Origin of the sequence: Flavihumibacter sp. ZG627, assembly GCF_000814325.1 — a bacterium.
GTDB lineage: Bacteria > Bacteroidota > Bacteroidia > Chitinophagales > Chitinophagaceae > Flavihumibacter.
Genome location: NZ_JPHF01000003.1, coordinates 195,057 through 220,518, shown reverse-complemented (window position 1 = coordinate 220,518; position 25,462 = coordinate 195,057). Strand labels below are relative to the sequence as shown.

Annotated in this window: 18 protein-coding genes; 4 read left to right on the top strand and 14 right to left on the bottom strand. The window is 45.3% G+C overall.

Going from position 1 to position 25,462, the window contains the following annotated elements:
- Positions 1 to 11: 11 nt before the first annotated feature.
- Positions 12 to 1,226: a dGTP triphosphohydrolase gene (gene dgt / locus HY58_RS07820; protein ID WP_216593784.1), complete on the bottom strand. Its 1,215-nt coding sequence runs from the start codon at positions 1,224 to 1,226 to the stop codon at positions 12 to 14.
- 219 nt (positions 1,227 to 1,445) lie between these two features.
- Here dgt and HY58_RS07815 point away from each other — a divergent pair, with 219 nt between their 5' ends.
- From HY58_RS07815 to HY58_RS07805, 3 genes are read left to right on the top strand one after another with little or no spacing between them, the layout of a single operon-like run.
- On the top strand, positions 1,446 to 4,751 hold the full coding sequence (locus HY58_RS07815) for an exodeoxyribonuclease V subunit beta (RefSeq protein ID WP_039130259.1): 3,306 nt from the start codon (positions 1,446 to 1,448) through the stop codon (positions 4,749 to 4,751).
- Between the two features lie 17 nt (positions 4,752 to 4,768).
- Positions 4,769 to 7,627 carry a PD-(D/E)XK nuclease family protein gene (locus tag HY58_RS07810; RefSeq protein ID WP_172644621.1) on the top strand — a complete coding sequence of 953 codons (2,859 nt, stop codon included), beginning with the start codon at positions 4,769 to 4,771 and terminating at the stop codon, positions 7,625 to 7,627.
- 44 nt (positions 7,628 to 7,671) lie between these two features.
- On the top strand, positions 7,672 to 8,919 hold the full coding sequence (locus tag HY58_RS07805; RefSeq protein WP_039130254.1) for a chromate transporter: 1,248 nt from the start codon (positions 7,672 to 7,674) through the stop codon (positions 8,917 to 8,919).
- A gap of 69 nt (positions 8,920 to 8,988) precedes the next feature.
- On the opposite strand, the gene HY58_RS07800 is transcribed toward HY58_RS07805, so the two are convergent.
- The 13 genes from HY58_RS07800 to HY58_RS07745 form a co-directional block, all read right to left on the bottom strand.
- Positions 8,989 to 10,596 carry a lipopolysaccharide assembly protein LapB gene (locus HY58_RS07800; RefSeq protein ID WP_082022090.1) on the bottom strand — a complete coding sequence of 536 codons (1,608 nt, stop codon included), beginning with the start codon at positions 10,594 to 10,596 and terminating at the stop codon, positions 8,989 to 8,991.
- Between the two features lie 17 nt (positions 10,597 to 10,613).
- Positions 10,614 to 11,450, bottom strand: coding sequence for a universal stress protein (locus HY58_RS07795; protein WP_039130250.1), 837 nt, complete (start codon positions 11,448 to 11,450; stop codon positions 10,614 to 10,616).
- Between the two features lie 9 nt (positions 11,451 to 11,459).
- The gene (locus HY58_RS07790) at positions 11,460 to 12,839 is read right to left on the bottom strand and encodes an HAD-IB family phosphatase (RefSeq protein ID WP_039130247.1); all 1,380 of its coding nucleotides are present in this window, start codon (positions 12,837 to 12,839) and stop codon (positions 11,460 to 11,462) included.
- Between the two features lie 89 nt (positions 12,840 to 12,928).
- Complete coding sequence (locus HY58_RS07785) at positions 12,929 to 14,311, bottom strand: HAMP domain-containing sensor histidine kinase (protein ID WP_039130245.1); 1,383 nt, start codon at positions 14,309 to 14,311, stop codon at positions 12,929 to 12,931.
- A 1-nt stretch (position 14,312) separates the two neighbouring features.
- On the bottom strand, positions 14,313 to 15,023 hold the full coding sequence (locus tag HY58_RS07780) for a response regulator transcription factor (RefSeq protein ID WP_253271523.1): 711 nt from the start codon (positions 15,021 to 15,023) through the stop codon (positions 14,313 to 14,315).
- Positions 15,024 to 15,089: 66 nt separating this feature from the next.
- The gene (locus HY58_RS07775) at positions 15,090 to 16,202 is read right to left on the bottom strand and encodes a DUF389 domain-containing protein (RefSeq protein WP_052323938.1); all 1,113 of its coding nucleotides are present in this window, start codon (positions 16,200 to 16,202) and stop codon (positions 15,090 to 15,092) included.
- Complete coding sequence (locus HY58_RS19455) at positions 16,202 to 16,342, bottom strand: hypothetical protein (protein WP_156123616.1); 141 nt, start codon at positions 16,340 to 16,342, stop codon at positions 16,202 to 16,204. Before HY58_RS19455 ends, HY58_RS07775 begins: the two co-directional genes overlap by 1 nt.
- Positions 16,343 to 16,350: 8 nt before the next feature.
- Positions 16,351 to 18,147, bottom strand: coding sequence for a chloride channel protein (locus HY58_RS07770; RefSeq protein ID WP_039130240.1), 1,797 nt, complete (start codon positions 18,145 to 18,147; stop codon positions 16,351 to 16,353).
- A 14-nt stretch (positions 18,148 to 18,161) separates the two neighbouring features.
- Positions 18,162 to 19,307 (bottom strand): methionine aminotransferase, encoded by a 1,146-nt coding sequence (locus HY58_RS07765; protein ID WP_039130238.1) that lies wholly within the window; start codon positions 19,305 to 19,307, stop codon positions 18,162 to 18,164.
- 23 nt (positions 19,308 to 19,330) lie between these two features.
- On the bottom strand, positions 19,331 to 20,254 hold the full coding sequence (locus tag HY58_RS07760) for an AraC family transcriptional regulator (RefSeq protein ID WP_039130235.1): 924 nt from the start codon (positions 20,252 to 20,254) through the stop codon (positions 19,331 to 19,333).
- A gap of 22 nt (positions 20,255 to 20,276) precedes the next feature.
- On the bottom strand, positions 20,277 to 20,666 hold the full coding sequence (locus HY58_RS07755; protein WP_039130232.1) for a RidA family protein: 390 nt from the start codon (positions 20,664 to 20,666) through the stop codon (positions 20,277 to 20,279).
- 147 nt (positions 20,667 to 20,813) lie between these two features.
- Entirely contained in the window at positions 20,814 to 21,896 is a 1,083-nt protein-coding gene (locus HY58_RS07750; RefSeq protein WP_039130230.1) for a mannose-1-phosphate guanylyltransferase, read from the bottom strand.
- Entirely contained in the window at positions 21,896 to 22,864 is a 969-nt protein-coding gene (locus HY58_RS07745) for an SIS domain-containing protein (protein WP_039130228.1), read from the bottom strand. Before HY58_RS07745 ends, HY58_RS07750 begins: the two co-directional genes overlap by 1 nt.
- Before the next feature lie 223 nt (positions 22,865 to 23,087).
- On the opposite strand from HY58_RS07745, the gene recQ reads away from it, so the two are divergent.
- Positions 23,088 to 25,376, top strand: coding sequence for a DNA helicase RecQ (gene recQ / locus HY58_RS07740; RefSeq protein WP_082022089.1), 2,289 nt, complete (start codon positions 23,088 to 23,090; stop codon positions 25,374 to 25,376).
- The last annotated feature ends 86 nt before the right edge of the window (positions 25,377 to 25,462 follow it).

The window sequence follows — 25,462 nt, the reverse complement described above, 5'->3', positions numbered from 1 at the left end:
GGCCAGATATATTATGTATGCGTAGGCAAGGATATACCCCGCAGGTTTTTATACAGCTCCATGGCATAGGAATCGGTCATCCCCGAAATGAAATCAATAACCGACAACGCTTTTTCATAGCCGCTGCCACCCGGCACTACATACTGTTGAGGCAGCAATCTGAGTAACTTTTTTTCGCGGTGACTGGCACTCTCATGCAGCACAGCCGGGATAAAAGATTCAAGCAGCGCACTCATCACCTCATAACCCGCCAGTTCAATTTTCACCACGGTCTCATGGTTATAGATCTTCTTCACTGTAACCTGGTTAATATCGTCCAAAGCCTTTGCTGCAGCGGGTTCTATCGCATCAATCAAAGATCGGTTATAGGTTCCTGTGAGTATCTCATTGCGGTTCGCAATGAAACTATCCACGCAACTTAACGCAAGGAAATTGATGCATTTAGCACGCAGGTAGGCCAGCTGCTCACGTGGATCATTTTCCAGTTCCAATAATGTTTTATGGATCCGCTCCATCTGGTTGGAAGCTGCCGTTTCCAGCAATGCTACAAACAATGAAATGGCAGTATTGCTGTCAATGATACCAAGACGATGAGCATCTTCCCAATCGATCACCCGGTAACAGATATCATCTGCCGCCTCCACCAGGTACACAAAGGGATGTCTCTTAAAAGCCAGAGGATCAATTGATTGTGTTAGCATTCCAACTGCCATAGCCACTTCTTCAAAAGCCTTGCGATCGGCCTGGAAAAAGCCATACTTTTTCATGTGTAACTGCTCTTTATTGCTTGCCAGTGATTCGCATGGATATTTGGCAATGGCCGCAAGGGTACTATAGGTGAGCTGGTAGCCTCCTTTTTGCCGGTTGGCATAATGGTGTGTCAATATCCGGAAAGCGTTGGCATTGCCCTCAAAATGCGTAAGGTCGCTCCATTCCGCTTCACTGAAATGTTGGTGAAGCGGTTTGTCATCTAACAAAGTTCCGCCATGCTGAATAAAATAAGAAGATATGGCGGCCTCACCCGAATGCCCGAAAGAAGGGTTGCCAATATCATGCGCCAGGCAGGCTGCGGCAATTACACTGGAGAGATCAGCTTCGTAGAAATGCTTTGCCGCCGCATCTAAATTTGTACCCTCAGCAGCCACCAAACCCTCTCCAACCAACTTGCCCAATGAACGACCAACACTGGCCACTTCAAGCGAATGTGTGAGGCGGTTATGTACCAACACTGCCCGGGTAAGGGAAACACCTGGGTCTTATCCTGCAAACGCCGGAAAGCAGCGGAAAAGATCAACCTGTCAAAATCACGTTCATATGGTGTGCGGGGTTGCGCTGATATATATCCCTGGCCGAACCGACCATGCGAAAAGCAATTATTCCAGTGCATCATTTCACAAAGGTATAGTTGCTGACAGCTTTTTAAATCAATAAGTTTGACCTGCATTATGAAAGAAGAAAGCTTCTCCCCACCACTCCATATTTATCGCGCATCCGCAGGCTCCGGCAAAACATTCCTGCTGGCATCCGAATACCTCTGCCTGCTATTTGAAAGGCCGGAAAAATACCGCGAGATCCTCGCCGTCACCTTCACCAACAAGGCAACCGAAGAAATGAAACACCGCATCCTCGGTGAATTGAAAAAGATCGCCCTCGGTGAAGAAACAGGATATGCCACCATTATAAAAGATCGCTTTCCCGCTTATAATTCAGGTCAGCAACTTGCCTTGCAGGCCGACCGGATTTACCGGACTATCTTACACGACTATGCGAAATTCTCCGTTAGTACCATCGATAGTTTCGTACAACAGGTGATACGGTCTTTCGCCTATGAAATCGGACTGGATGCAGGATTCGAATTGCAGTTGAACCAGGACCTCGTGAAAGAGGAACTTGCCGACCGACTCTTCGAATTACTGGAAACCAACGAAGAGCTGTTGCAATGGGTGCAGCAGATCGCAATTGACAGAATTGAAAATGGAGAAAGCTGGGATTTCCGTTCTACCCTGCTCGACTTTGCCAGTGAGATTTTCAAAGAGAGATTTCATCACTTTGAAGCCAATATGCAGCAACTCGAACAGCCTTCAAAAGCTTTCGAAACACTGAAGAAAAAACTACAGGCGGTTATCAAGGAAATGGAATCGCCCATGAAAGAGTTTGCCGCCCAAGCCAATGCCATACTATTGAATAGCGGATTGCAGGCAACTGATTTTTCTTATGGGAAAAACGGGTTTATTAATTATTTCAATCGCATAGAGAATAAAAAAGATTTCAACCCGGGTGCCCGCTGCCTGGAAGCAGTGGATGATCTTAAAAAATGGACCACAAAATCAACTCCTGCCTCTGTTCTTTCACGGGTGGAAGCTATCTACCCAGCCCTCAATGAATTGTTATCACAATGTATTCAACACTACCAGCAACACAATGTTGAATACCGTACAGCCCTTTCTGTATTGCGTCAATTGAATAATCTGAGCCTGCTACAAGTGCTCGCAGCGCAGCTTGCAGACTACCGGAGAGATAATAACCTCCTGCTGATTTCTGATACACAGCAATTGCTTCGCGAACTGGTTCGTGATAATGATGCCCCATTTATATACGAAAAAATTGGTAACCGCTACCAGCACTTCCTCCTCGATGAATTCCAGGATACCAGTACATTTCAGTGGGATAATTTCAGGCCACTGGTGGAACAGTCTGTATCAACAGGTCACTTCAACCTGGTAGTGGGCGACGTGAAACAGTCGATCTATCGGTGGCGCAGCGGCGACTGGCGATTATTGCAGGAACAGGTGAAAAAAGATATCGGCGCTGCTAATGTGAAGGATGCCAGCCTGAAAGAAAACTTTCGGAGCAGAGAGAATATTATCCATGTCAATAATTTCATTTTTCATATAGCCCCATTATTACTGCAGGAAAATTTCAATGTTGAAATGGCAGTTGTACAGGATAGCGCCATACTTGCCCGCCTGCATGTAAACGGATACTTCAATATTATCGCCGAGGCATATGCGGATGCGACCCAGCAAATTCCTTCGCCATCCAAGCCAGGTGGCAATATAGAGATCAGGTTCTTCCAGAAAGAAGACAGCCGCTCTCCCAATTCATGGAAGCCCACTGCCGATGAATGGCTATGCAAACATATTGACATACTGATAACCGACAAAGGAATAAGGCCAGAACAGATAACCATCCTTACCCGAAATAATAACGATGCGCGGCGACTGATAGATTTGTTACTGGTATACCAGCAATCAGCGGAAGCCCGTGCCCGTTATGGCCTCGTTTCTGCTGACGCGCTTTTGGTGAACGCATCCCCCGCCATCCAGTTATTGGTGGCCGCCCTTCGTTTCCTGGTCAATGAAAAGGATGAACTGGCCCGCGCCGAACTGGTGCAGGCCAATGCAATAAGGCTGGGACTTGACATTAGTAATACCGACTGGTACAGGAAAGATTTTAACCACGCGCTTCAGCAATTACCGGAAGCTTTCCGTCATAAGAAAAGATATCTTTTGCAAACAGCACTCTATGAGTGTGTGGAAGAACTTATCACTATTTTTAGTATTGACCATTGGACCAGCGAACAGGCCTATATACTTGCATTTCGGGATATGGTAAATAATGTAAGTGCAAGGGGCAAACCCGATATCCGTGAATTCCTTCAATGGTGGCAGGAAGAAGGTGAGCAAAAAGCATTGCCATTGTCAGCCGCGGCCAATGCTATCCAGGTGATGACGATCCATAAATCAAAAGGTCTCGCTTTTGATGTAGTTATTATTCCTTATGCCGATTGGAAACTCACGAATGATAAAGGTATGCTCTGGTCAGAATGGGGACCCGATGAATCGGGTATTGAATGGGTTCCTGTTCTTTTGAAAAAAGACCTCGATCAAACCCGGTTCGCCTATGATTATTTCGAAGAACAGTTGATGGCGAGAATGGATGCATTGAACATGTTGTATGTGGCGCTTACACGTACCCGTCAGGCCATGTATATTATGGCACCGGCACCTTCAGTAAAAAAAGACAATGAAGTTGGAATGAAAACTATTGCTGACCTGCTTTGGCAGTGCCTTCATCCCACTGAATATACCCTGCCTGCAACCCTTACAGATTACGCCAAACAATTCACAGCATCAGAACTGATCGTGGAAGGTATCGTGGAGCCTGTTGAGAAAAAAGACATCTCAACCGAAAGCATTCACATTGATCCGGTTACCATACACGCCTCTTTGCTGCAGGATTTTCGTGAGCCGGCAACACAGGAACTACTTCTTCATTCAGCAGTAACAGAACAACAACAGATCGGGCAACTTGCCCACCTCGCATTAGCAAGAGTAAAGACGCTGGATGAATTAGATATTACACTGGAAAAAATGCAACTGGATGGTGAACTAACCACACAGTTACTACCCGCCGTAAAAGAGAGGGTGGCGGTGGCATTGGAAAATGAACAACTCGCCCACTGGTTCGGCGCCGGTTACGAAGCGCTTAATGAAAAAGCCATCCTGCTTAAAGGAGGCGCAGTAAGAAGGCCCGATAAAGTGCTGGTAGGTGCCAATGAAACCATTCTGCTTGATTTTAAATTCACGCAAGAGGCTTCTCCTTCACACGGAAGGCAACTACAGCAATACCATGACCTCCTTGTGGAAATGGGCTATCCCTCCGTTCGATCCTTTATTTACTATGGGTATAACCGTTCCCTGGTACCCCTTGCGCAACTGGCAGTACAGCAGGGGCAACTATTCGGTTAATGATAAATGTTAGCAACATGTTTCTTCAGGAAGTAGCAACTGACCTATATAATAAATTCGGGAAAGACCTCAGTCGGCTTGCGCTGGTTTTTCCCAACAAGCGTCCCTCGGTTTATTTCCGGCAGCATCTGGGAAACCTCATCGACGGACCCATATGGAGCCCCGACCTCATGACCATTCACGAGTTTATCCAGCTTTCTACCCGCCAACTTACGGCCGACAGATTACTTCAGTCTTTCCTGTTGTATGAAGCTTATGCCACCGTTATGCTGGAAAGCGGCGACACGAACATTTCTACCTATGAAAAATTCTTCTCCCTTGGCGAAATTCTACTGAATGATTATACCGAGCTGGAGTCAAATGTGATCAGCCATAAAGATCTCTATACAACCATGGCAGATCTTGCTGCCATTGACCAGGGATTTGATTACCTCACCGAAGAACAGAAAGAATACCTGCAAAGATTCTGGAAGAATTTTTCCATGGAAAAACTTAGCCGCCAAAAAGAAAAGTTCTTACAGCTCTGGCAGCAGTTACCCGCCATCTTTGAAAAATTCGCTAGCCTTCTTGTAGAAAGAAATCTCACCACCACCGGAAACATCTATCGCAACCTCGTAAAGGATTCATACGATAATAAAGAGTTCCCCGGCAATTATGAGAAGCTTGTCTTTATAGGATTCAATGCACTTAACCGCGCCGAGCTTCAACTTTTCAAAAAGTGGAAGGACGAGGGCCTCGCGATTTTTTATTTCGACGCAGATGTCCATTATACAGAGGATCCTTTGCAGGAAGCGGGACTATTTCTTCGCCGAAACCTGCAGTTGTTTGGCAACGAATTAGCAACTTCAAACGGCATCAACAATTCAGTCCGACCCATTCATATTATTGCAGCAGAAGGTAATGCTGCACAGGTAAGGGTATTGCCCCAACTGCTTGAGTCAATCCCCGACATAAAGGAAAACCCGGAAAGAGTTGCCGTTTTCCTGGGTGATGAAAAACAGTTATTACCAGTACTTCATGCTTTACCCGCCTCAGTTCCGTTTATCAATATCACTATGGGATATGGGCTGGCACAATCACCCGTTTTTTCATTGGTGCATATCATCATCCGAGTACAGGAATCCCTCGCCCAGAACAAAGGCAAAAGGATTTATTATCAACCCTTGTTACAGTTGCTCCAGCACCCCTACCTCTATGAGGTAACTGATGCCATAAACCTGGCAGCGGAAATCAATGGCAGAAGCCTCGTTTCCATTCCCCGCGAAAAATGGATGCATATAGAAGAGAAGCGGCTTAAGCATATCCTGGAGGTGGTTGAAAAACCGATTGATATAATTGCGTTGATCAAACTGGTGCTCGAAATACAGGCAAAGGAAACCACTACCACAGTAATGGCGGCACTTGAAGCACAGCTGCTGACCGCAACATATCTGCAACTCAACCGCCTCCATGATCTACTCCTGCAATTCACCCATCCTCTTAGCCTATCCTTTATTGGTGAAACCCTGATGAATATACTGCGTGCGCAATCGGTACCACTAGAAGGCGAACCGCTCAAAGGTTTGCAGGTTATGGGATTGCTGGAAAGCCGGGGACTTGATTTCGACCATATAATAATGCTGAATGTAAATGAAGGTGCCCTTCCAAAAAAAGCAGTGGCACCAACATTTATTCCGGATAGTATAAGACGAGCATATGGGCTGAGCGTAATGGAGAAACAGGATGCTATTTTCGCCTACGTATTTTATAGACTCCTTCAGAGAAGCAAGTCGGTCCGCTGCCTTTACAACAATACAATAGACGATAAGGGTACGGGAGAGCAGAGCCGCTTTCTTACTCAACTGGAATATGAAACGAAAATCCCGATCATCAGATCTGTTGTTCAGCTTGATATAGCTCCGCGGGCCAAGGATCCCATCACTATACAAAAAGATGCAGCCATTTTGCAGAGCCTGCGTAAGTATACAGCAACGGCACTGAGCCCTTCTGCTATCAATACCTATCTCGAATGCCGGCTTCGGTTCTATTTCCAGAACCTCGTGGGCATCAAGGAGCCCGAAGATTTCCAGGATGAAATTGATGCACGTATGTTGGGAAATATCCTGCATAGCGCTATTGAATTTTTATATATCCGTTTACAGGAATCCAAAGCTGGCGATAAATGCGTGCTTCCAGCAGATATTGATACAATGCTTCAATGGGTGCCCTGGGCCATTGGAAGAGGCTTCGGTGAATGCCTCGCAGGTGATGCAGATTTTGAAGTGGAGTATTCCGGAAGTTATAAGGTGATCCGTGAAGTTGTGCGCATCTATGTACAAGAAGTATTGGCTAACGATAAACTATATGCGCCGTTCCAGATCTGGAATCTGGAGGAAAGATTCGATACCACCATCCCCATACTAATAAAGGGAGAAACCTGGAAAATAAAACTGGGAGGTATCATTGATCGGGTGGATATCAAAAATGGCATCTACCGTATAATAGATTATAAGACGGGAAAAGATACCAAGGACTTTAAAGGCGTATCCTCATTCTTTGACCGGGAGGGCCGGGATAGAAACAAAGCTGCCTTGCAAACTTTTCTTTACACATATGTTTTGAAGAAACAGTTCGATTCGGATATACCGGTAGTAGCTGGCCTTTATGATGTAAGGAATATGCGAAAGGATGCAGGAAAGTTTGACTGGCGTTTTCGCGACACCAGTTCAGGTAATGATCCCCTCGATCACGGCGCTGTGGCCACCATGGTTGCAGATACCATGGATGGACTGGTTCCTGTGATCGAAGAAATATTCAATGCAGATATTCCATTTGACCAAACGAACAAAATTGAAAAATGCCAGTATTGTTCCTATGCAACGCTTTGTGGCAGGTAATAAAACAGCAACATGCTAACATATAATTGAATATTTTTAATCCTATGGTCTTACTGAGGCATATCCCCTTTCTCAAAGCAGTGCTGCTGCATAGTCTTACCGCTTTCGGAGGACCACAGGGCCATTTTGGGATGATGCTTAAAACTTTTGTGAGCCAGAGAAAGGATGTTTCCAAAGAAGAGCTGATGGAATACAATGCCTTTTGCCAGATGCTCCCCGGCGCCTCATCCACACAGGTTCTTACACTGGTGGGATATAAAAGAGGGGGCGTGCCACTCGCCGTGCTAACCCTACTGGTATGGATCTTACCAGCCTCTGTGTTAATGGGGGCCCTTTCTTTTCTGGTTCGCTACTTTGATGAAGCTACCATGAAGCATGATATATTCAAGTACATCGCTCCAATGACAATTGGCTTTCTCGCATATGCCTCAGCGATAGCATTCAAGCTTTCGGTAAAAAACACCATCACACAAATCATAATGGTGATGAGCGCCATTCTTAGTTTCGTATTCTTTAAAGTTCCTGTCATTATTCCCTTGCTTATTGTAGTTGGGGGATTTGTTACCAATCTCAGCGACCGCCGGATTCCGCAGGTAGGCGAAAAACCACGCAAGATCAAATGGGGCAATATCTGGCTCTTCGCCTTTATTTTCCTGGCAGCAGGAGTACTCAGTGAACAAGCTCGTAAACACGACTGGCCCAACAGGCGCCCCATCAACCTCTTTGAGAACACCTATCGTTTCGGCAGCCTTGTATTTGGCGGAGGCCAGGTGTTGGTGGCCATGATGTATGAACAGTTCGTGGTGAGGCCACAGAATGAAAAACTCCTTCAACGCAATCCCAATGTCGTTAAGATTGAGCGGGCCGACTTTTATACCGGCGCCGGATTGGTTAGAGCGATGCCCGGCCCCGTCTTTTCTATTGCTTCCTTTATGGGCGGTATGGCCATGAGCGACCGGGGAACGCGCTGGCAGATAACAGGCTGTGTAATTGGTACAATTGCCATCTTCCTCCCCAGCGCCCTGCTGGTACTCTTCTTCTTTCCCGTATGGAACAACCTTAAAAAATACGCAATCTTCTTCCGGGCACTGGAAGGCATCAATGCAACAGTTGTCGGATTCCTGATCGCCTCCACCCTTTACATGTTCAAAGACATTACAACCACTGAATGGGCCGACCATGGTTGGATCAATATACTCGTTATAGCAGGCACCTGGCTGGCACTTTCTTTCTCGCGGATACCCTCCCCCGTTATAGTGATATTTTGCGTGGCACTTGGCGCAATTCTATAAAAAAATGCCCCTCCTGAACAAGAGGGGCCACACCCAAAAAACCAACCTTTCGGTTTGAGAAAACTAAGACTATTTTGGTCCCCCATCGCTGATCCACTTTTTCAGGATACCAGCAAAACGTTCTGCATCTGCATTATCTGGTTGTACTGCAAGAATCTTTTCAAACCATCCTAAAGCCGCAGGATAATCCTTTTTCACATTCGCCTCATAAGCTCCCAGGTAACCATAGGCCTGCAACAACAGGCTCTTATTCTTTTCTACATCCTTTTCAGCGATCTCTATCACCTTCAGGTAATCCTGAATGGCCAAACCCAGCTCCATAGTAGTGTCTATCTGTGCCCTGCTCTTTGCACGCCAGTAGAATCCATATACCTGGTCAGGATACTTCGCTGTATACAAGCCAAAGACACTGTCTGCTGCATTGTATTCTGCAGCAGCATAATGTGCCAGTCCCCAGTTATAGATATCCAGGTTATTCGGATCTTCTTTTGTTTCAAAGATCTTTCCCAGCCAGCGCGCTTCCCCACTCCGGTTCTCTTTCTCTTTATACCAGTTGGCGAGCTGCTGCATATATTCAAGTTTGTATTCAGTAACAGTGTCCATCGCAATGGCACGCTCCCAACTCTGAAGGGCTAGTGAATCATTGCCTGTTTTTGTCAGCAACTTTGCCTGCAGATCATAATCCTTAGCAACAAGATTGCTGTCAACTTCTTTACTGAAATAGGTCTGCAGATATTCCAGTGCCTTTGTAGAATCTCCACTCGCATCATAACTATAGGCAAGCAATTTATAAAGGCGTGGTTTTGTTTTTTCTCCTTCTTGTTGAAGGATAGCATTGGCGCCACTGATTGCTTCCGAATATTTTGATGACGCAAACATCAGGTCGGTGGTCATATACTGATGCTCAACGGTTTTGTCTGTATTCGCAACATAAAGATCAAGGTATTCTTTTGCCTTGTTCACATCACGGAAATAGTAGTAATAGTAAAGTTCATAATAAGCGGCTGCATATTTGGGATCAGCCTCAATGGCCTGGTTGAAATATTTCAGGAACATCTCTGTATTCTTCTGGGTCAGATAGATTTTGCCAAGTTTGAAAGCCGCCTCAGCATATTTATCATTTTTGATCAGTGCTTCCATATAAGCCTTGGCCGATTCACTTCCCTGCCCAAGTTTGCGATATGCATCACCTTTTATTGACAAAACTTCTGCATCTGTCTTTTTTTCTTTTATCTCATTCAGCACCTGCAATGCGTAAGCAGCATCACCTTTTTCGTTCTCCACCTGTGCCTTTGCAACAGCTTTAATAACGGCCTCATCCTTACGCTTGCTTTCCTTTAGTGCAGCATCAAATTGTGCCCTTGCCTCTGCAAGTTTATCCTGGTTCAACAGCAAACTTCCATATGCCACCCTGTTGAGTGGATGTGCCGCTGCAAGGCTTGTAGCATTAGGCTCCAGCAAAGACTTTGCTTTTTCAATATCATCATTCTCCAGGTATACCTCTGTAAGCCAGTAATAGGCTTGCTTTTCATCATCCTTTTGCTGGATCACCTGTTGGAGCACCTGCTCCGCACTCTGGTATCGATCGTAGTACAGCAATTGTTTTGCTTCTTCAATTGATTGTCCCATTGCTGTGATGGACAAAGTTGTTAATCCGAAAAAAAGTAGTTTTCTCATTTATATTCTGTTTTGTTTTATACCGCCATCACCGGGATTCGCGATGCGGAAAATAAAAAGCGTGAAAAAATATTATTTAAAAAGCCGGGTAGCTCTGCCTCCTTGCCAGGTTGAACCACAATAAGATCGGCCTTAACCTGCTCTGCATAATGTAACGTAGTATCCGCTATATTATCTCCATTCACAGGATGGCATTCTACTGATAGGTTGGTATTATCCCGCAAAAGCTGGTATGCTTTCATGAGATAATGATTTTCCTCATGGTTTGCTTCCTTATCTTCCTGCAATGCCACCAGGTGTATGCGTGCATCCTGGTATTTTGCCAGGTAGGAAGCGAACATGATCTTGCGAAGTGGTAACGCATTGGTTACTGGTAGCACGATGTTGTGGATAAAACGCAGGCTTTCAGGGTCGGGCATATTTAATACAGGACATTGTACCCTTCCTGCCAGCCGGTCAATATTTATCCTTGTAAGCAGTTTGCTCCAGGGATATGGTCGGTGATGCGTCAGCACAACAAGATCAATATGATGACGAAGCGCATACTCGCGGATCTGCTTCTCTTCATTTCCCTGTACACAATGAGTAAAGAGATAACGTCCTTTTTTTACCTGGCTTATAAAACTGGTCTGCCATTGCATCAGGGTATTGGAAGACTCGGCTACATAGTGACCACGTGTGGCAATTGTAAATTGTGAATTAACCAGTACAGGTAGTATCGATGGTTTCACAATATGCAACAGGTGAACATCACAATCCATCTCGTTGGCAATGGGAATGATATTCTCGATCACACTCCGGGACGTATCCGAAAAATCAATGACTACAAGTATTTGTTTTAAAAGTTTTTCCATTATAATTTTTTAAACAGCGTATCCCAGCATTTCTGCGAAAGCAGGTTCAGAAATCTCCCTGTCAGCAACATAACTGAGGAGCTCATTTGTTGAGCAGAACGCTATGCCCATTCCAGCTTGTTCAATCATGCACCTGTCTGCCTCACTATCACCAACAGCAATACAATTTTCGAGTGAAATGTCATAGCGCTTTGCGAGGTAACGCAATGCATTTGTTTTACAGATCGGGTGTGTACAGATGCTTTCATCTGTATGATAGAAATAGGATGGGATACGCACCTCGCCGGTAGCCACGCCTTCAAAGTATTCCAGTTGGTTGGAGAGTGAGAAATCCGCGCCTATTGTATTCTTCACATAGTCGGTGGCTATATGGAAACTATCACTTACTATTCCTACCAGGTAACCTCTTGCCTTCAACTCTTCCACCACTTTTATAATATCTGATACGATAGGAATTGATGAAGCTGTTTGTAACAGGTCCGCCATGCTGATACCATCCATTAACAATGAAGCGCGTTTAGTGAATGCCGATGCATCTGTTTCTTTTAGACGCAATTCATCAAGCTTTTTCCTGAAGCCAAACCTATCGGCACAGGTTTCCAGAAATGAACCGCGAAGGATAGTGTTATCCATATCGAATACAACCATTTTGCGGAGATTGCCCACCTCATCAACTACTACGGATTTCATTTCTGAGGAGATGAGGTTTACAAGTTCAAGCTGGTTGAGATTTACCATCTGATTATTATGACGTAGTGCCTTTACGATAATGGCTCGAGTCACCTCCCTGCTCATTTTGCCCAGCGCCTGCCATGGTTTGCTCTTGTTTTCAATATGCCCAATACAAACTTCTGTTATGCGAGCCTGCATCAGGAACATATCTATCAGTATACCGATATCAACTCCATAGTCACTAAAAAATTCAATTCGCTGGAAATGTTTTTTTCTGCCGGCGATCATACCGCTGAGGGGCTGACTGAAATGTGCAAGCCCGGGGTAAAAAATGCTGAGCAGGGGCTTGGCCACCAACTCCGTAACCCGACCTGCATTGCGCGAGAATGTTGCTTTCACAAAATCAGCCTGGTCTTTAATAATGGGTTCCGTGAGCAACGGTAGGGTCATATCAGGGTAAGGGTCGATATCACCATCCAAAAAAACCAGGATATCATTGGTAGCAGCCTGGATACCCTCCTTCATTGAAGTTCCCTTACCGCGCACAAGGCTATTGATAACAACCGCTCCAGCAGCTTTGGCCCTGGCCACCGTGTCATCAATTGAGTTGTCATCCACTACAATTACTTCAGAAACAGCGGGATGGCGAAAGCAGAATGATACCACATTGGCAATCGTTGCTGCTTCATTTAATACCGGGATGATAACTGTAACCATAGATGAACATATTTAGAATATCAAATATGGTTCAGGGTCATTAAGACCCGATTAAAGCCCCATTAAAACAGCATTAAAACAGCAGAATATCAGGTGAAACTTCCGGCGGCAGGCAGTTTTACACGGAAAACCGTACCCTCCTGGGAGGAAGACCTTACTTCTATATTTCCTTTATGGATACCGATAATTCTACGGGCAAGCGCCAGGCCCAGCCCAAATCCCTTTTGCATTCCCGAATTGGGTGACCGGTAAAATGGCAGGAAAATATTTTCTATTTCCTCCTCCTCTATCACATCTCCCTGGTTAATTACTTCTACCACCAGTTCGTTTTTCCCAAATAACAGATTGACCTTACTGGTATGGTCCGCAGAATATTTGCAACCATTTTCAACAATATTCTTCAGGGCACTGAACAGGAGGTCGGCATTACCAAACACGAGTCCGCTTTTTTCGTCATCAGGGAATTCGTCAAAATGCAGATGCACAACATATTCCGCAGAGATCTTCTGAACAGCACTTGTAACTTTCAAGAGCACTTCATCTATCCTCACATCATGTAATTCAATGCTACCCTCCTGCCCCGTTTTAGCAATCTCCAAAAGGCTCTTGGTCAGCTGCCGCATCTGCTGCACATCTTCCTGGACAGATTCAAGCACATCATGGTACTCTTCTTCTGAACGCTTCTTCTGAAGTGTAACTTCCAGTTGGGAAGAGATCGAGGTAAGCGGGGTAGATAATTCGTGCGAAGCGTTAGAAATAAATCGCCGCTGTATGGTAAAGGATTCCTGCAAACGGTTCAGCAAATCATTAAAGGTTTTCGCCAGTTGAAATAATTCATCCTGACCGCTTCCAGCATAAATACGGTGTGATAGATTGTGCGAAGAAATATTCGTAACCTCATCAATTATATTGGATATAGGTTTTACAAGTTGTCGCGAAAAAACATAACCAACCAACATACTCATTGCCATCCCTCCAAACAAACTTGCAAAGAGGATCTTCTGCAACTGGTTCAGCCACAACCTCCCGTCACTGTCAAAAGCAGCTACAACAATTATATATCGCTGCCTGCTATCTTTATGCACCTGTGCAAAAGCATCACGGTTGCCGATCGTAAATGAAAGTTCCTTTTTTTCTTTTATCTCATTCAGCATCGATTGAGGCAGATAAAAATCATCAGTGGCATCTGTATTGAAAACATATAGCCGCTTATGATCTTCAGAAAAAATATGGATCGATTTGGAGGTAAAGAATCGTGCATTGCTGCGGTCAATTCGCTGTAGAAGACTCTGGCTTGAATCGCCCAAAATGGAAAACAATTGTGATGCATTGTGAGCCCGTCCGGAAAGACGTTGCTTAAATACCGCCTTGCGTTGAACAGAAGAAAGATAATAAACCGTATAGGCCGTCAATAGTAACAATGCTGTTACAAGCACGGTAAAGAGTAATGTTATTTTTGTGCGGATAGTCAATTCAGCTGTTTTCTTTCAGCACATAACCCATGCCTACCTGTGTGTGGATCAGCTTCTGATCATAGTCGCGATCAATTTTTTTGCGAAGGAAGTTTACATACACATCAATTACGTTGGTTCCGGTATCAAAGTCAATATCCCACACATTCAATGCTATATCAGCTCTTGATACCACCCTGTTCTTGTTTTTGATCATATACTCAAGCAACTGGAACTCTTTAGCTGTAAGTTGTATTACGTTGCCGGCCCTTGAAACTTCCTTGCTGTCCATATTGATCACCAGGTCATTTACACGTATAGTGTTGCCAACAGGCGCCTGGTGCTGGCTCCTTTTGAGCAGCGCCCTGATCCTTACCACCAGTTCAGCAAAGTCAAATGGCTTTACAATATAATCATCTGCGCCGGTATTGAAACCCTCGATCTTGTCTTCGGTACTGCTGAGTGCTGTTAACATGAGAACCGGAACCCTTTGGTTCACTGCGCGGATATGGCGGAGTAATTCATAACCGTTCTTGCCGGGAAGATTGATATCTGCAATAACCAGTTCGTAAGTATGGGTATCAAATAATTTCTGACCGATGTTGCCATCGTAGGCAACATCAACCTGGTACTGTTGTTCCTCCAGGCCTTTTTTAAGGGTCTCGGCAATCTTCTTCTCATCTTCAACAAGAAGAATACTGATATCATGCATGCTTTCCGGGTGCTGGTTCAATGGTGAAATTAAGCCTAATCTCCCGTTGGAAGGAGTTCATTGAATTAGAAAACGATTAAAATGAATTTAGTTTTTTAATTGGGTAGTGATTTCTACATTATTGGTCTGTAACCGCGCTTTTAACCAGTTTTCCAATTGAGTGCTTTCCCCGTTGGTCAGTCTTTTATTGAGTGCTACCAATACGAGTGTAGTACTGTCCGTTTTTCCATCAACCCGCCTCAGGACTGTTGGCTCAACTGCTATTGCAGTTATTTGTGGTAATAAAGCATTTGCTTCTTTAACGATAGCCGTTTGTGCAAGGTCTTGTTCCCTGTATTTCATAAGCTCTTTTTCCAGTAACGCCATCTTCTCTAAGTTCTTCTCCTGCTCAGTGGCAGTGCTCTTGTTTATTGTAATGGCGCTTCGGAGCATATCGATCCGGAGACTATCTGTTATGCCTGTTTGCCTCAACTCCAGTGAAGCGCCCTGCAACTGGTATGCGGCAAGTTTTTCTTTTTTTAATCCGATCACACTATCAGGAACAAAAGATCCCACATATACAAGGCTGATCTTTTTTTGGGAAGGATCTACTTTTTGTCGCAGTAGTTGCGCATTATCAAAAACCATTTCTCTTTCAATAAATCGTAGCGCATTTTTTTGAAAGATATTTTTCTGCACCACCCGGTATGCGAAATAGATACTCGGAATAAGCGTGAGCATCGTAACCACCATTATTGAATTACGGACCCTGGTTCGTTCTTTCTGGTTGATATAGCGAACCGCGGGAAAGCTGAGGAAGCGAACAATTAAAATTGTAGATAAGCCAATAAAAACACTGTTTATTACGAAGAGATAAAAGGCTCCAAGGAAAAAGGTCCATTGACCATTCGCAATTCCATAACCCGCCGTGCATAAAGGTGGCATAAGCGCAGTGGCAATGGCCACACCCGGAATTACATTGCTTTTTTCTTTTCTCGTGCCCGCAACTACTCCTGCCAATCCGCCGAACAATGCAATCAATACATCATACACTGTAGGCTGCGTGCGTGCCAGAAGCTCTGACTGTGCATCGCTGATGGGACTAACAAGGAAATAGATCGTTGACGTTGCAATACTGATCACTGCTGCAACAGAAAGGTTCCTGATGGCACGTTTCACCAGCTGGAAATCATTGATGGCAATGCCAAGGCCAAAGCCCATTATTGGATCCAGAGATTGGTACCTTTTATGTCTACACCCTTCCTGAATGAATCAATAATATCCTGCGCATTCGCAGCATCACTATGGAGATTGAAGCGGTCCCAGATAAACCAACGCAGCGCTCTTGTTAACCTGTTCATTAAAATGATTATTGATGATCAGATTCTGACTCATATATATCAGCCTGGTTTGCCAGGGCCTCACGATATTTTTCAAATATCCTTGTTTTAGATAAGAAGCCCAGGAACTGCCGTTCTTTGTTGAGTACCGGCAGGTACCAGCTTTGCGTAATATCCATTTTTTCCATCACCTTTTTCATTGACTCCTCTTCCTGTATGGTGGCAGCCGCCTTCCTGACTATAGATTTTATTGCGATCTGCTGGTGATTTACGGGCTCAAATATTTTTTTCTTAATATCATTGAGTTCTATGATGCCCACATAGCGGTTGTCCTTATCCGTTACAGCAAAAATATTCCGGTCGCTTTTGTTTATAATAACAATCAGGTCGGCCAGGTTATTGTCAATGCCAATACTGTCATATTTATCCTGGATGAAAGAGCCGGCTGTGAACTGATTAAGGATATTGTCTTCTTTGCGGTGGGTAAAGATCTGTCCCTCTATCGCCAATTGCCTTGTTTCCATGGAATATGGTTCAAAATGTTTGACGATAAAAAAGGAAATCGCAGATACGATCATTAGGGGAATGAATAACTCATATCCGTTGGTGATCTCTGCAATCAAAAAGATTGCTGTGAGTGGACAATACATCACCCCACTCAGAACACCGGCCATACCTACCAAACTGAAATTACCTTCAGGCAATTGTAGCCATTTTGTATTATTGGCCATCCTCGAGAGAAAGAATCCGAGATAAGCCCCAACAAATAGGGATGGAGCAAAATTTCCACCATTTCCACCTGCCCCAAGGGTGATACCCGCAGCTACCGGCTTTAATAATATGATGGCGCCAACAAATGCGAGTAATGTCCAGTCGTTCAGATACTCTCTGGCGAAAAACTTTTCTGCAATCTGCGTTGCCTGATCATTGGCAAGCATAGATACCGTTGCATAGCCTTCGCCAAAAAGTGGGGGAAAAAGAAACAGGATAGCCGCGAGGAGTATTCCGGCCACCGCTGCACGCGCATAAGAGTTACGCGTCATATGATGAACCCCCTTCTCCGCCTTCTTGAATAGCCTTGAATAATAGAGGGAGATAAATCCTGCCGCAAAGCCCAGTAAAATGTAGAAGGGAACATTATTATAATCAAAAGCCTCACGCAGGCGAAAATTAAAAAGGAATGATTCCTGGAGAATGATGCGGCTGCATAAGGCACCAGTAACGGAGGCAATCATCAGTGGAATAAAATAGCTAACAATAGTTTCCGTGAGCAGAATTTCAATGGCGAATATAACACCCGCGATGGGGGCATTAAATACAGCCGCAATACCCGCTGCAGCGCCACATGCCAGCAACAGTGATCGCTCCCGGTACTCCATTCCATGGATACGCGCCGTGTTTGAGCCTATGGCCGAACCCGTAGCCACAATGGGCGCTTCGAGGCCCGCTGAACCACCCAGACCAACCGTAATGGAACTGGTGATGATATGCTTGTAGGTATCTGATAAAGGAATGAAAGCGCTTTTGCGGGCAATGGCACGTAACACCATTCCAACCCCTCTTTCGATATAGCCATTGAAGAACCTGTTGGTTATAAAAACAGTGATCAGCAATCCAATGATGGGGAAAACAAGATATATATAGTCGTGCTGAACAGGGCGGTTGATCCATGCCTGCAGAAAATGAACAATTGTTTTAAGCAATACCGCCCCCAGTCCCGCAATCAGTCCAGTGATCACTGCAGCATACATCATAAACTGTAACCTGTTGGTTTTCTGACGGAGCCTGTTCAGGAATTGCTGGTATAGGAGGACGATCTTTTTCAATGGAACATTTTTCGTTAAAGATTCCGCAATCTCTCTGCGGCTTTTTCAAGGGTAGATTCCTTTTTTGCAAAACAGAATCTCAGTAATTTCTGGCTAACCCTCTGCTGGTAGAATGCCGAAACCGGAATGGTGGCCACGCCATACTGTTCGGTCAACCTGATTGCAAAGGCAGCATCCTCTTCGTCAGTGATCTGTTCGTAGGAAGCCAGTATAAAATAACTGCCGTAAGAAGGTAGGAAACGAAACCGGGTATCTTTCATGCACTGCAGAAAATGATCGCGCTTCTGCTGGAGGAAACCGCCAAGCTCCTGGTAAGCATCACGATGTTGAAGATATTCGGCTATTCCTACCTGTGAGGGTGTATGGCAGCTGAAGCAATTGAACTGGTGTATCTTCCTGAACTCGCGGGTGAGTTCTGCCGGCGCAACACAATATCCCAGCTTCCACCCCGTACAATGGTATGTTTTTCCAAAGGAGAAACATACAAAACTTCTTTCCCTCAAATCAGGATACCTTAACATGGAGAGATGGCTCCTGCCATCAAAAATCAGGTGCTCATATACTTCATCACTGATTATGAAAAGATCCTTTTTGCGAATAAGTTTTTGTAGTTCAGTGATATCATTTTCTTTAAGTACTGCACCACTGGGGTTATGTGGCGAGTTAAGTATGATGGCCTTGGTGCTGGCACTGAGCGCTGCATTCACGGCTTCCCAGTTTATGGAGAAGTCAGCAGGATTCAGCGACACCAGTATTGGCTTCGCACCATTCACCACAATATTGGGAATATAACTGTCGTAGGCAGGCTCCAGAACAATCACTTCATCACCGGGAGAAAGAATAGCCGTGAGTGCCGAAAAGATCGCATAGGTGCCCCCTGGAGTAATGGTGATCTCCTGGTCAGGATCCACCCCTGCCCCGTAGAGGTATTGAATCTTTTCTGCAATTGCTTCGCGCAATGGCATCCATCCCGGCATCGGCGCATATTGGTTATAGTTATTCAGCATGGCCTTGCTCACAGCATCAACCAACTGCTGATTCATAGGGAAATCAGGAAAGCCCTGCCCAAGATTTATAGCATCATGTTTTGCAGCCAGTGCACTCATCGTGGTAAAGATGGTGGTGCCTACTTCCGGAAGTTTTGAATTTAACGCAAGCATGCGTCAAAGATAGCCTTCGACAGTTACATGCGGGTCAATTTGGCTTGCTCCCGATAGTCGGAAGGACTCACACTTGTTTGATGGCGGAAAAACTTGGCGAAATTACTGTTATCCTTAAAGTGCAGATAATAGGCGATTTCCGCAATGGTCATATCAGTGTTTTTCAGGAGTGATTGCGCCTCCAGGATCAACCGTTCCCGTACAAGCTGGGCGGCGGTTTTGCCGGTCTGCTGTTTCAACAGGTTGCTCAGGTAGGTGGGATGAAGGTGCATCTTGGTGGCAACGTATTTCAGCGTAAGGGGCTTGTCCATTTCGCCCTTGTTCAACTCCATGAAATAATTATTCAGCGTCTGCAGGAAATTATTCAGCGTGGTTTCCTTTCCACTAACCGGCAGGTTATTATCAATACCAAATGCAGCCTTGCATTCATATAGGAAGAGGTTAATGTGATGGAAAAGCATCTTCATCCGGTCAGGGTAATCACTGTGCAACAGCGCATACATTTTATCGAATTGCGTCTTCAATATATCTATGGTGCTTTCTTTAGGCGTTACCACCATTCCATTTTCGGTATGGAAAAATCTGAACTCCCTGAAAATATATTCTCCCTGCGGATACTGGAAAATATAATCGGGCGTAAAAAATAGTATATAGCCCTGCCAGTTTTCAATATTCGCATATTGCCTGATATGCCAGGGAGAGGTGAAATAGATAGAGTTCTTTTTCATCTCGTATACTTCATTGGAAATACTGAGATTAAATTTCCCACCCGTTACAAACCCGATCACAAAGGCATTCAGGCGGAAAGGATTTGAAGTGCCGTCCTGTATAGTGTTTGGAATATCTTCGAACCGCATCAGTTCAAAATGCGGGGAAATGGGATCAATATTACTTGTTCCAAGAAAGGATTCAACCAGATTTTCATAATAGGTAATCTGTTTCTGCATCTGATAAGGGTTTTGAAAAAAATTAGCTTGTGAGGATAGCGGAGGCTTCTATCTCAATGAGATACTCTGGTGCTATCAGGGCCTTCACCTCCACCATGGTGGTACAGGGCTTAATTACAGAAAAGAATTCGCCATGGGCACGGCCATATTCTTCCCATAAACTGATATCTGTAACGAACATCCGGGTCCTTACAACATCCTTAAGTCCCGAGCCAGCCTGTTCCAAAACCTTAGCGATCTTCTCGATAATGTGTTTAGTCTGCGCATAGGCGTTACCCACACCAACAATTTCATTGTGCTCGTTAACGGAAACAGTTCCCGTTACTTCAATGATGTTTCCAATTTTGACGGCCCGGCTGTAACCAACAATTTCTTCCCAGGGCGCCCCCGATGAGTAGTTATACCTTGTCATTACAATATATTTTTATCTGTTCAGCTTTTCCGACGGCTGGGGTGGGTTTCCGGCGCATTACCGGTATAATTACAATATTACTGGTAAAAATAAAATACCCCATGTTAAATCCATGAGGTATCCTTAAAAATTGATGAGTGGCAGCCGTCAGAGGAACTTTTCCCCTTTTTTGCGCTTCACCTCCGCCACATATTCTTTGATCTCCTGCTCCCGGTCTTTCTGACAGATCAGCAATACATCCCTTGTATCCACCACTATATAGTCTTCCAGTCCCTGCAGCAATACCAGCTTCTCATCAGGTACATGCACCATATTGTTGCGGGCTTCAATCACCATTACATTATTTCCCGCTACGGCGTTTTCGTTGGAATCTTTATTGATGTTCTCGTAGGCGCTGTTCCAGGTTCCAAGGTCACTCCAGCCAAAAGAGGAAGGAATAACATATACATTATTGGCCTTCTCCATGATGCCAAAATCGATGGAGATATTGGTGCACTGCGGATAGATCGCTTCCAGGGCCTTTTTCTCTTCCGGACCATTGAACTTGTCCTTATCAGCCGCAAATACTTCATGCATCTCAGGGAGGTAGTGTTCAAATGCGGTCAGGATATTTTTCACCTGCCACACGAAAATGCCTGCATTCCAAAGAAACTCACCACTGGCTACAAATGTTTTCGCCAGCTCCAGGTTAGGCTTTTCCGTGAAAGTCTTCACCTTATATACATTATCACTCACTGCATGCTGCTCAAACTGGATATAACCATAGCCCGTATTTGGCTGGGTAGGTTGAATGCCAAGGGTGATGAAGGCATTGTGCTTGTTCACAAAGCTCAGGGCCTCCATGCATACTTTACGGAACGCGATATTATCCAGGATCAGGTGGTCTGATGGCGCTACTATTAGTGATGCCAGTGGATCTTTCTGCATCAGCTTGAAGGAGATATAGGCAATACAGGGAGCAGTATTTTTGCGGGATGGCTCTCCTAAAATATTTTCAACCGGCAAACCAGGAAGCTGCTCGGCAACAATTCCGGAATACTCCTCAGAGGTAACCACGAAAATATTCTCCACGGGAATGAAATCGGCAAAGCGGTCAAAGGTCCACTGGATCAACGTTTTTCCGGTATTCAGGATATCGAGGAACTGTTTCGGGTAATGGGTACGGCTCATGGGCCAGAAACGGCTTCCGATGCCGCCGGCCATAATGGCCACATAGTGATGTTTATTCATTAGATAAGCCCTTCTTTTATTAGATCGTGCAAATGTATGATACCAAGGTATTGTTTATTGGTATCTGCTACCACCAGTTGGGTGATATCATGTTTTCTCAACAAATCAAGTGCGTCAATGGCCATCGCATCCCCAGCGATACTCTTTGGATTTGGGGTCATGATGTTTTCTGCCCGAATGGTCTTGAGGTCCGGATCTTTTTCCAGCATCCGCCTAAGGTCACCGTCGGTCACCACCCCAAGCACCTCATTTTCCGGTGTCAATACTGCTGTAACACCCAACCTGCTGCCCGAAATGGAAATGATTACCTCCTTAAGGTTGGCATCTGGTAAAACAGACGGTTTCTGGTTGTTAACATACAAATCGCGTACCCGCAGGTATAACTTTTTGCCGAGGTTGCCGCCGGGATGGAACTTGGCAAAATCCTGTCCATTGAAGCCCCTCAGTTCCATCAGGCAAACTGCCAGGGCATCGCCCATCACCATCTGCGCCGTTGTAGAACTGGTGGGCGCCAGGTTATTGGGACAAGCCTCCTGCGAAACAGTTGTATTCAGCACCATGGTGCTTTGCCGGGCAAGGAAACAATCTGCCCGACCCACCATTCCGATCAGGATATTGCCGAAATTTCTTATCAGCGGAACCAGCACCTTGATCTCCGGACTCTCCCCGCTTTTGCTGATCACCATCACAACATCAGCCTCCTGTACCATGCCAAGGTCGCCATGGATGGCATCGGCGGCATGCATATAAAGGGATGGGGTTCCGGTGGAGTTGAGGGTGGCAACGATCTTCTGTGCTACGATGGCGCTTTTGCCAATACCACTTACCACAAGACGGCCTTTGCTTTCATAAACGGCCTGCACCGCATTTACAAAGTCATCGTTCAGAAACTCCTGTAATCCCGCTACCGAGGCTGTTTCCAGTTCAATGGTGCGGCGGGCAATTGCTTTTATCTGTTGAGAATTCATATTGAAGCGGCACAAAAATAGGAGATTTGGCGAACCCCTGCCCGATATTAACAATTTCAGCCTGTTTTCCTGCTCCTATTTAAGTAATTTCGCGGTCCGTCAAAAAGTGGTTAGTTAGGCAACTAATAGGGAGCTGAACCGGGTTGGTTCATCACTCTTATTGCCGCTTTTTTTCGGTAACTTATGAGCGTTCTGCACTTATGTGAGTTAGAAAACAAATGCAATGGCAACAACAACAAGATCCCGGAAAACCGATGCAGTGAAGCCGGCACCAAAAAAAAGCACTGCTAAAACAAAATCCAAAGCCACCGCTAATACGGTTCCCCTCCAGGATTCCCTGCAGGAATATTTCGGATTCAATAAATTCAAAGGCGATCAGGAAGAGATCATCTCCTCCCTGCTGGCCGGTAAAGATACTTTCGTGATCATGCCCACCGGAGGAGGCAAAAGCCTCTGCTACCAGCTTCCCGCCATGATATTGCCGGGAGTGGCCATCATCGTTTCTCCCCTCATCGCTCTTATGAAGAACCAGGTTGACCTGGTCCGCGGATATAGTGATAATGACAACGTGGCGCATTTTCTGAACTCCACCCTCAATAAAAAAGAGATCCGCGAAGTACATGATGACCTCCTCAATGGTCATACGAAAATGTTATATGTAGCACCTGAAACCCTCACCAAACAGGAGAACCTCGAATTTTTCAGTGACCTCCCCATTTCATTTTTCGCCGTGGATGAGGCACACTGTATCTCCGAGTGGGGCCACGATTTCAGACCCGAATACCGCCGCCTCCGTGAAATGATGGACCAGATCAGTGAGTCTGTTCCCGTCATCGCACTAACAGCCACGGCTACCCCCAAAGTGCAGAGCGATATCGTCAAGAACCTCGGACTAAGAAAGCCCGAGATCTTCATATCCTCCTTTAACCGCGATAACCTCTATTACGAGATCCAGCCCAAGATCAATAAAGACCAGACCATCCGCAACATGGTCAAATACATTGTTCAGAACAAGGGCAAAAGTGGAATCATCTATACACTAAACCGTAAAACCACCGAGGAGCTGGCCGGCGTGCTGGTGGCCAACGGAGTGAAGGCGGTTGCATATCATGCGGGACTCGATTCAAAGCTCCGCGCACAGCGTCAGGATCTTTTCCTGAATGAAGACACCCAGGTGATTGTTGCCACTATTGCATTTGGAATGGGCATCGACAAACCTGATGTGCGTTTCGTTATGCATTATAATATTCCCAAGAGCATCGAAAACTATTACCAGGAAACCGGTCGAGCTGGCCGCGATGGACTGGAGGGTGTTTGTATCCTCTATTATTCGCATAAGGATGTTTCAAAACTCGAACACCTGATGCGCGATAAGCCACTCAGTGAAAGAGAAGTGGGTGCACAGCTCATCAATGAAACTGTTGCCTATGCCGAAACCGGCGTGTGCAGGAGAAGGGTGCTGCTGAATTATTTCGGCGAAGACTGGCAGGTGGAGAACTGCGGACATTGTGATAACTGCCGCAACCCCAAAGAATATGTAGAGGCGAAGGAAAATGCAGTGAAGGTGCTTAAGCTGGTGAAGACCCTCGACGAAAGATTTGCTACCGATTATACAGTGAATATTATAATTGGAAGATTGACACCGCAAAACCAGATGTACCGACATAACGGACTGGATGCGTTTGGAATTGGTAAAGACCAGCCCGATCATTACTGGGCTACCCTCATTCGCCAGTTATTACTTGCGGGATATCTTTCTAAGGATATTGAAGAGTATGGTGTATTGAAACTCACCAAAACCGGTGCAGCCTTTATTAAGAAGCCGACGAGCTTCAAGATCGTGATGAACAATCTCTTCGAAGATGCCAATGCCGATGATGAAGAAGGTGGCGATGCGGGTGGTGGAGCAGTGGCGGCAACCGATGAAAAATTGTTTGAGATGTTGAAAGAGCTTCGCCAGAAAGAAGCTAAGCGCAAGGGCCTGCCTCCCTTTGTTATTTTCCTGGAGAATTCATTACAGGATATGGCAACCCTTTACCCTACAACTGTTGCGGAACTCGACAAATGCCAGGGCGTTAGCAAAGGGAAAGCCCTTCGTTATGGCAAGCCCTTCGTGGAGCTGATAGCCAAATATGTTGAAGAGAATGATATTGAGAAGCCCGATGATTTCGTGATGAAAAGCGTGCTGAACAAAGGGGGACTTAAAGTATATATCATCCAGCAAACAGATAAGCGTATTCCGCTGGAAACCATTGCAAGAAATAAGGAACTGAAACTTGATAGTCTGTTGGAAGAAATGGAAACCATCGCTGCCAGTGGTACGCGGTTGAATCTGGATTACGCCATTGACGAGATGCTGGATGAATATGACCAGGAAGAGATCCTCGATTATTTCAAGGGATGTGAAACATCCTCCCTGCAGGTGGCGCAGGAAGAACTTGCAGACAGCAATTTCACCTGGGAGCAGCTTAAGATCATGCGGATCAAGTTTTTGGGGCAGTACGGTATGTAGACAAATAAAAATTTGTTGATAACCCGTGGTTTTTTGTTGAAATCCCCCTATTTTTGCGTCCCGATTGAGAAGTAAATCTTACTTCT